8 protein-coding genes are annotated in these 7,753 nt (G+C 63.4%); 3 read left to right on the top strand and 5 right to left on the bottom strand.

Annotation, left to right across the window (positions count from 1 at the left end; translation table 11 throughout):
* Together NWF34_RS19870 and NWF34_RS19865 are read left to right on the top strand one after the other, a co-directional pair.
* Positions 1 to 237: hypothetical protein (locus NWF34_RS19870; protein WP_258325906.1), on the top strand; the 237-nt coding region annotated here is incomplete at its 5' end.
* Positions 238 to 470: 233 nt separating this feature from the next.
* Positions 471 to 1,271 (top strand): O-methyltransferase, encoded by an 801-nt coding sequence (locus NWF34_RS19865; protein WP_081712444.1) that lies wholly within the window; start codon positions 471 to 473, stop codon positions 1,269 to 1,271.
* A 218-nt stretch (positions 1,272 to 1,489) separates the two neighbouring features.
* Here the strand turns inward: NWF34_RS19865 and NWF34_RS19860 are convergent, their stop codons facing one another.
* From NWF34_RS19860 to NWF34_RS19840, 5 genes are all read right to left on the bottom strand, one after another.
* Positions 1,490 to 2,236, bottom strand: a complete 747-nt coding sequence (locus NWF34_RS19860) for a succinate dehydrogenase/fumarate reductase iron-sulfur subunit (RefSeq protein WP_024498742.1) — start codon at positions 2,234 to 2,236, stop codon at positions 1,490 to 1,492.
* A gap of 1 nt (position 2,237) precedes the next feature.
* Positions 2,238 to 4,166 carry a fumarate reductase/succinate dehydrogenase flavoprotein subunit gene (locus NWF34_RS19855; RefSeq protein WP_024498743.1) on the bottom strand — a complete coding sequence of 643 codons (1,929 nt, stop codon included), beginning with the start codon at positions 4,164 to 4,166 and terminating at the stop codon, positions 2,238 to 2,240.
* Between the two features lie 57 nt (positions 4,167 to 4,223).
* Positions 4,224 to 5,048 (bottom strand): hypothetical protein, encoded by an 825-nt coding sequence (locus tag NWF34_RS19850; RefSeq protein WP_024498744.1) that lies wholly within the window; start codon positions 5,046 to 5,048, stop codon positions 4,224 to 4,226.
* Positions 5,045 to 5,335, bottom strand: coding sequence for a hypothetical protein (locus NWF34_RS19845; RefSeq protein ID WP_258325905.1), 291 nt, complete (start codon positions 5,333 to 5,335; stop codon positions 5,045 to 5,047). The genes NWF34_RS19850 and NWF34_RS19845 overlap by 4 nt, the downstream gene beginning before the upstream one ends.
* 452 nt (positions 5,336 to 5,787) lie before the next feature.
* A complete protein-coding gene (locus NWF34_RS19840) occupies positions 5,788 to 6,771 on the bottom strand; it encodes a glycoside hydrolase family 43 protein (RefSeq protein ID WP_024498746.1) in 984 nt (327 codons plus the stop codon).
* A 222-nt stretch (positions 6,772 to 6,993) separates the two neighbouring features.
* On the opposite strand from NWF34_RS19840, the gene NWF34_RS19835 reads away from it, so the two are divergent.
* A partial coding sequence (locus tag NWF34_RS19835; protein ID WP_258325904.1) for a 13E12 repeat family protein occupies positions 6,994 to 7,753 on the top strand: 760 nt, incomplete at its 3' end.

Raw genomic sequence — 7,753 nt, 5'->3', positions numbered from 1 at the left:
TCGGCGCGCTACCGGCCGAAATCCTACGACGGGGACTTGCTGTACTTCTCGGCACGCGAAGGAATCACCGGCGGCCTCACGTGCGACATGTGGCGACCGTATGTGTCCGGAACGATCATCGAACACTCCGTCGACGTCACGCATGCCCAAATGGCGAACCCCGAGGCCCTCGCGGTCATCGGACCGATCCTGGAGGCCGAATTGACTCGGCGCAATCGCATCGGCGGGCGACCGTGAAGTCATGCAGCACGCAGAAGGTCTGCCATGACGTCGGCAGCAGAGTGACGGAGGGGCATGTGGGCAAACACTTCGATGCGATCCTGGCGGTCACGGTGTCGGTCGCTTCATCGGTTCTGCTGATCACACGTCGGCCGAGACTCTTTGGGAGTCGACTCTCGCGGGTTGCGCTGGCGGCCATCGCGGCACTCGGTCTGGCTATCGGCGTCAACGAGTGCATCGGTAGGCCGGTGATGTTTCTGCGATGGTCGTATCTGCGGTTCCTGTTCGGTCTGCGGCATATGGGCGCCACCTGGCAGGTCGGTGACGGTCGCGAACAGGCCTTGGCCGACTACGTGTGTACGCATGCTCGTCGGAACGACATCGACGACGTCATCCGGGCGATTGACGAGTTCTGCTATACCAAGAGCTATCTGATCAACATCGGTGACGAGAAAGGCAAGTTGCTGGATCGCGCTGTCGCAGCAGCACAACCGCGCCGGTTGCTGGAACTCGGCACCTACTGCGGCTACAGCGCACTGCGCATTGCGCGTGTCATGCCCGCCGACGCCGTCTTGTACTCGATCGAATTCAATCCGGCGAACGCCGCTGTGGCCCGACGGATCTGGGATCACGCGGGCATCGGCGAGCGCATCGTCGTGATCGTCGGAACGTTGGACGATGACGGGAGAACCCTCAGCACGCTGGGCGACAAACACCAGTTCGCCCCCGGAACCCTCGATTTCGTCTTCATCGACCACGAAAAAGACGCGTATCTCCCCGATCTCCGCCGGATCCTGGATCACGAATGGCTGCACCCGGGCTCGGTTGTCGTGGCAGACAACGTCAAATACCCAGGCGCCCCACAGTACCGAGCATTCATGCGCGGCCAAGAGGGCCTCGACTGGCATACCCGAGAACACCCGTCACACGCCGAATACCAGAAGATCATCAAAGACGTCGTGCTCGAATCGACCTACCTCGGCCGACCAGACGATGAGCAATCAGTAAGCGGCCCAAACCACCTCGTTCAGGATGAGCAGCAGCATCCTTGAAAGGCGGATTCGACGATCTGCAGACATCACGGCCGCAGGTTCAAATCCCGTCCAGTGTGAGTTCGAGTCTCGGTTGGGGCGCTGCCGCGATCATCGTCATCATCACCACGAAGGGACGACCGGGTGTGCCCACACCTCGAGCCCCCGAACCTCAGACCTCCGCGGAGGAACCAGTACCGTCGCGATTTACACGAAGCGATCGATACTCCGCAGCGACACTACCGCCGGAAAAGCTTGTTCCCCAACCACACCAGCGGGTCGTACTTCCGGTCGGCCACCCGTTCCTTCATCGGGATCAGCGCATTGTCGGTGATCTTGATGTTCTCGGGGCACACTTCGGTGCAGCACTTGGTGATGTTGCAGAAGCCTAGGCCGTGCTCGTTCTGTGCGGTCTCGCGCCGTTCGGCGACGTCGAGAGGGTGCATGTCGAGCTCAGCGATGCGCATGAGATAGCGCGGCCCGGCGAAGGCCTGTTTGTTCTCCTCGTGATCGCGCACCACATGACAGACGTTCTGGCACAGGAAGCACTCGATGCACTTACGGAACTCCTGGGACCGCTGTACGTCGACCTGCTTCATGCGGTACTCCCCCGGTCCCAGACCCGGCGGCGGGGTGAAGGCCTGGATCTCGCGGGCCTTCTCGTAGTTGAACGAGACGTCGGTGACCAGGTCGCGGATCACCGGGAACGTCCGCAACGGGGTCACCGTGATGATCTCATCCTCGGTGAACGTGGACATCCGGGTCATGCACAGCAGTTTGGGGCGACCATTGACCTCCGCCGAACACGAGCCGCACTTGCCGGCTTTGCAGTTCCATCGCACGGCCAGGTCGGGAGCCTGGGTTGCCTGCAGGCGGTGGATGATGTCGAGCACCACCTCACCGTCGTTCGCGAGCACCGTGAAGTCCTGGAGCCCCCCTCCTTCGGTGTCGCCGCGCCACACCCGGAATCTCGCGTCGTAGCCCATCTCAGTTCTCCTGCCTACCAACGGCATCGGGGTGGCCGGCGATTTCAGCGGCGGTGTAGTACTTCTCGATCTCGGCGAAGTCGAACAACTCCAGGAGATCCGGACGCATCGGGGTCTGTTCTTGCTTCACGACGTCGACTTCGGGGACCGGGGAGCCGTCGCCGATGTCCGCGGTGCACACCAGCAGTGTGTTGCGCCAGTCCGAGTCCATCGACGGGTGGTCGTCGCGCGTGTGTCCGCCGCGACTCTCGGTACGCATGAGGGCCGCTTTCGCCACACACTCGCTGACCAGCAACATGTTCCGGAGATCGATCGCCAGATGCCAGCCCGGGTTGAACTGCCGGTGACCTTCGACCTGCATGTCGCCGAGCCGGTTTCGAAGGTCGGCCAGAACTCGCAGCGCTTCCTGCATCTCGTCTTCCTTACGGATGATGCCCACGAGATCGTTCATCGCCTGCTGCAGATCCATGTGCAGCGTGTAGGGGTTTTCCGGTTTGCCGTCGGCCGGCGGATCGAACGGCGAGAGCGCGTATCTCGCCGCGCGGTCGATGTCGTCCTGGGCGATTCCGGGCCGGTTGCCCAGTGACTCGACATACGACGCCGCGCCGAGCCCGGCGCGTCGACCGAAGACCAGCAGGTCCGACAACGAGTTACCGCCCAACCGATTCGATCCGTGCATCCCCCCAGAGCACTCGCCGGCAGCGAACAGACCCGGTACCCGGGAGGCGCCGGTGTCCGGATCGACCTCGATCCCACCCATCACGTAGTGGCAGGTGGGGCCCACCTCCATCGGCTCGGCGGTGATGTCCACGTCGGCGAGCTCTTTGAACTGGTGATGCATCGACGGGAGTCTGCGGATGATCTCCTCGGCCGGCATCCGGGAGGCGATGTCGAGGTAGACGCCGCCGTGTTCGGTTCCGCGACCGGCCTTGACCTCCTCGTTGATCGCCCGAGCGACCTCGTCACGTGGAAGAAGATCGGGTGTGCGGCGGGCAGAGTCGTTGTCGGCCAGCCACTCGTCGGCTTCATCCTCGGTCTCGGCATACTGCCCCTTGAACACCGGCGGGATGTAGTCGAACATGAACCGCTTGCCGTCGGTGTTCTTCAGGACTCCGCCGTCACCGCGGACGCCCTCGGTCACCAGGATGCCCTTCACGCTGGGCGGCCACACCATCCCGGTCGGATGGAACTGGACGAACTCCATGTTGATCAGGCTCGCGCCGGCGCGCAGGGCGAGAGCGTGGCCGTCACCGGTGTACTCCCAGGAATTCGACGTCACCTTGAAGGATTTGCCGATCCCGCCGGTCGCGACCACCACGGCAGGCGCCTCGAACACGATGAACCGCCCGGACTCCCGCCAGTAACCGAACGCGCCGGCGATGGCGTCGCCGTCCTTGAGCAGCTCGGTGATGGTGCACTCGGCGAAGACCTTGATCCGCGACTCGTAGTCGCCGGTCGCCGCGAAGTCCTCCTGCTGCAGAGACACGATCTTCTGCTGCATCGTCCGGATGAGTTCCAGTCCGGTCCGGTCACCGACATGCGCCAGCCGCGGGTAGGTGTGACCGCCGAAGTTGCGCTGGGCGATTCGACCATCGGCGGTCCTGTCGAACAGCGCCCCATAGGTTTCCAGCTCCCACACACGATCGGGTGCTTCCTTGGCGTGGAGTTCGGCCATCCGCCAGTTGTTGAGGAACTTCCCGCCGCGCATCGTGTCCTGGAAGTGGGTCGCCCAGTTGTCCTTCGCGTTCGCGTTACCCATCGACGCCGCACAACCACCCTCGGCCATCACGGTGTGCGCCTTGCCGAACAGCGACTTGCACACCACGGCCACGGAATATCCCTTTTCCCGGGCCTCGATGACCGCCCGCAGACCGGCACCACCCGCACCGATCACAACGACGTCGTATTGGTAGCGTTCCGGTTCGGTCATCTAGCGCGACTCCCAACATTGAAAACGGTTGCACAACAGTGGTTTCGACTCAATCGATCAACCCACGAACCTCAGATCCGAGATGGTGTCGCTGGCCACCAACATGATGTAGAAATCGGTGAGCATCAACGTACCGAGCGTGATCCAGGCGAACTGCATGTGCCGGGTGTTCAGTCTGGAGACCCGCGTCCAGATCCAGTACCTCACCGGATGTTTCGAGAAGTGCTTGAGCCGGCCGCCGGTCACGTGACGGCACGAATGACACGACACCGTGTAGATCCAGAGCAACAGCACGTTGACCACGAGGATCACGTTGCCCAACCCGAAGCCGAAACCACCGCCCTTGCCGTGGAAGGCGACGATGGCGTCGTAGGTGTTGATCACCGAGATGATGACGGCCACATAGAAGAAGTACCGGTGCGAGTTCTGGATGATCAGCGGAAGCCGCGTCTCCCCGGTGTACTTGGTATGGGGTTCGGCGACCGCACACGCGGGCGGCGACAGCCAGACCGACCGGTAGTAGGCCTTGCGGTAGTAGTAGCAGGTCAACCGGAATCCGAGCAGGAACGGCAGCGACAGGAACGCCAGCGGTATCCACATCGGCAACTCGGGGAAGGGTGTGCCGAAATGGCTCGACCCAGGGACGCACGACTCGCTCAGACACGGCGAGTAGAACGGCGTCAGATAGTGATAATCCGCGACGTAGTAGGCGCTCCGGACGAACGACCGCACGGTCGCGTAGACGACGAAAGCCGCGAGACCCACGACCGTCAGCAACGGCGACAACCACCATCGGTCGGTCCGTAGGGTTCGCGCCGTCAGGCGCGCCCGTCTCGGGGAGAAGACCCCGAGTGACTCCCGCTCAGCCGCGGGGGCGCTCACTTCGTGCGCTCACGCGAGTGGAAGCCGAGCCCTTCGTCTTGAGCGCCGAGCCACGCGGCCTCGTCGGACTTGCTGTCGGGAACGTAGACGACCTGCTCCTTGGCCTTCACCTTGATCGGCTTGGGCGGGCTGTGTTCGAAGTCGTGCAGGTCGATCTCGAGGCGGTCGAGGTCGTTGGCCATCCGGCGAACCGCGTCGGTATCGCCGTAGTGCGCCCTCAGTCCGACGATGTGATGCCGCAGCGTGGTGATACTACGGTGCAGTTCTCTCATTTCGGCCATTATCATGGCGCTCCCTCCACAGCCTATGTGATATCCAACACAGTACCGGCAGGGTCGGTTCAGTCAACGGTTTCCGAGGATCGTGTCGCGTGGACGGGGAACACGACGGTTCATGCACTCCTGCCACTGACCCGCAACAGCGCGTGGCGCATGCGATCTGACATGTCGCTCAAGATCGCCGAATCCTCGTCCCCGAGGGCGGTCGACGCGCGGACCTCGTCATCGGCCAACTCCGGCGCGGCGTCACGTTTACGTCCTCGCGTCGATGGCCGTGCCGTTTCTGCTGCCGGCTCGCTACTCCGCCGGCACCGAGTGGCTCCTCCCGGCCGTCGAGGGGCGATACTGCTGACGCTCATCGTCGTCGATCCCGGCCGTAATCCGCGGCGCCATCCGGATCTCGCGTTCCCCAGCATCTCGACCCGGCCTGGCGCGAACGCCGTGAACCTGCTCGGGCAGGGTTAGACCGGTTCTCGGACCACGCCGAAGTGACGAACAGATCCGGAGAGTCCGGGGAGCTCCTTCAACGGCGTCCAGGTCCGCAGCCCGTCGCCACTGTCGGAGTAGAAGTACCGGCGGTCCCGATAGGCGTCGACATAGAGCCGCCAGTTGCCGTTCGGCAGCTGGACCACGGCAGACCCCTCGACCAGGCGACCCCACGGACCCGGAGCGACGAATCGGTACGGCCCCACCAGCGACCCGGATACCGCGTGTTCGATGACCTTCTTGGTCTCGTTCTTGGTGAACGCGTGATACGTCGCCCCGACCTTCACGACAGTGGTGTCGATACGGTCCGCCCCGAGGCCGAGGATCGGAACCGGTGGACTCCACAACCGAAGTCCCGGATCGAGCGCGGTCATCAGATACGGAACGAATCCGCCACCCGTCGACATCGACAGGATCACGTTGACCCGGCCACCTTCGACGAACCACTCCGGCGCCCACGCCTTGGTGGTGAACGGCGACAACGACGGTCCGTCACTGGAGCCCGCCGATCCGAAACTCAGCGAGCCCGCCGACGACCCGGTGCCGTCACCCGTGCCGGGCAGGAAGGCACAGCACAACGGCACCGGGTAGTTGTGCATGAAGGTCCAGTTCACGCGGTCACGACTGCGCGCGAAGCCGATCGACGTCGAACCGGTGGTGTAGGTGACGTAGTACCAGCCGTCCGAACTCCGGAAGATACTCGGGTCACGCACCAGACCCGACGGTGGCTGGTAAGCCGACATGCGGATCGGCTGGAACCGGGTCGCGTCCGAGGACTGGTACACGTCCATGTGCCGGGCACTGGTGTTGGAGAACCCCACCATCGTGTACCGCCAGTTGTCCGGCGCCGCGTCTGCGGCACCCGGGGTGCCGGCCAGCAGCGCCGAGAGTGCAAGGACCGCGATCGCCAATGAGCCGACGCGGGACCGGCGAGTGAGGATTCGCTGGGGCAGCAACATTGAAGCAGTATCCGCGAAATCGACTGTGGTGTGAATGGCTTTCGCCGATACAACCACCGGCATTCGAGACACCCGGGATGCCCATCGACGACCGGAGGCCCTTTACACCACACCTCCGACACTTCTAGTGCCGCCATCCGGCACCGAATTCTTCTGCACGGCACAGTAATTGCGTGTACAGTCGAACATGCATTCGAACCACGGATTCAGGAGGTGACCGTCATGACCGACATCGCATCTACTGATGTCGTCGACGAGCCCGCCCCTGCCGAGATGCCCGATTTGCTCGATGAACTCGACACGATCGTCGACAAGCTGCAGAACACCGGTTTCACCCGCCTGTCCGATGCCGAAGTCGATGACGCCGGCATGCGCATCGAACGGGCCATCGCCCGACTCACCTACACCGGCAACCAGCAGATCGTCGAAGCCGATCAGCGCGACCTGCCACGCAAGTCCGGCTACCGCAGCGTCATCGACTACATGAAACACCGACTCCGCATCGCCTACCCCGGCAAACGACTCAAACAGACCCGGGCCACCGCGACCTACCCCGACCTCACCACTGGTGAACCCCTCGAACCCACGCACCCGACGCTGGCCGAGGCGTTCGCCAATGGCCAAGTCGGTTCAGCTCACGTGCACGCCGTGATGGACGTGTTGGATCAGATTCCGCACGCCATCCCACTTGATGTGCAGGTCGCCGCCGAACGCACCATGGCCGAACAAGCCGTCAACCTCACCCCCGAGCAGATCACTGACGTAGGTTCGCGACTACTGGCCCACCTCGACCCCGACGGAACACTCGCCGACGACACCGACCGCCAACGCCGTCGCAAACTGTCGGTCAACCGGCAACGTGCCGACGGCACCGCCAAGATGTCCGCCGACCTCACACCCGAACTCCTCGCGCGGATCACCATGCTGCTCGCGGTCTGGGCCAAACCCGGCATGAACAACCCCGACGACCCCGAATCACCGC

This window comes from Gordonia sp. GONU (assembly GCF_024733855.1).
GTDB classification, from domain to species: domain Bacteria; phylum Actinomycetota; class Actinomycetes; order Mycobacteriales; family Mycobacteriaceae; genus Gordonia; species Gordonia amicalis.
The sequence above is the reverse complement of the archived record's forward strand: the minus strand, read 5'-3'. Positions and strand labels throughout refer to the sequence as shown.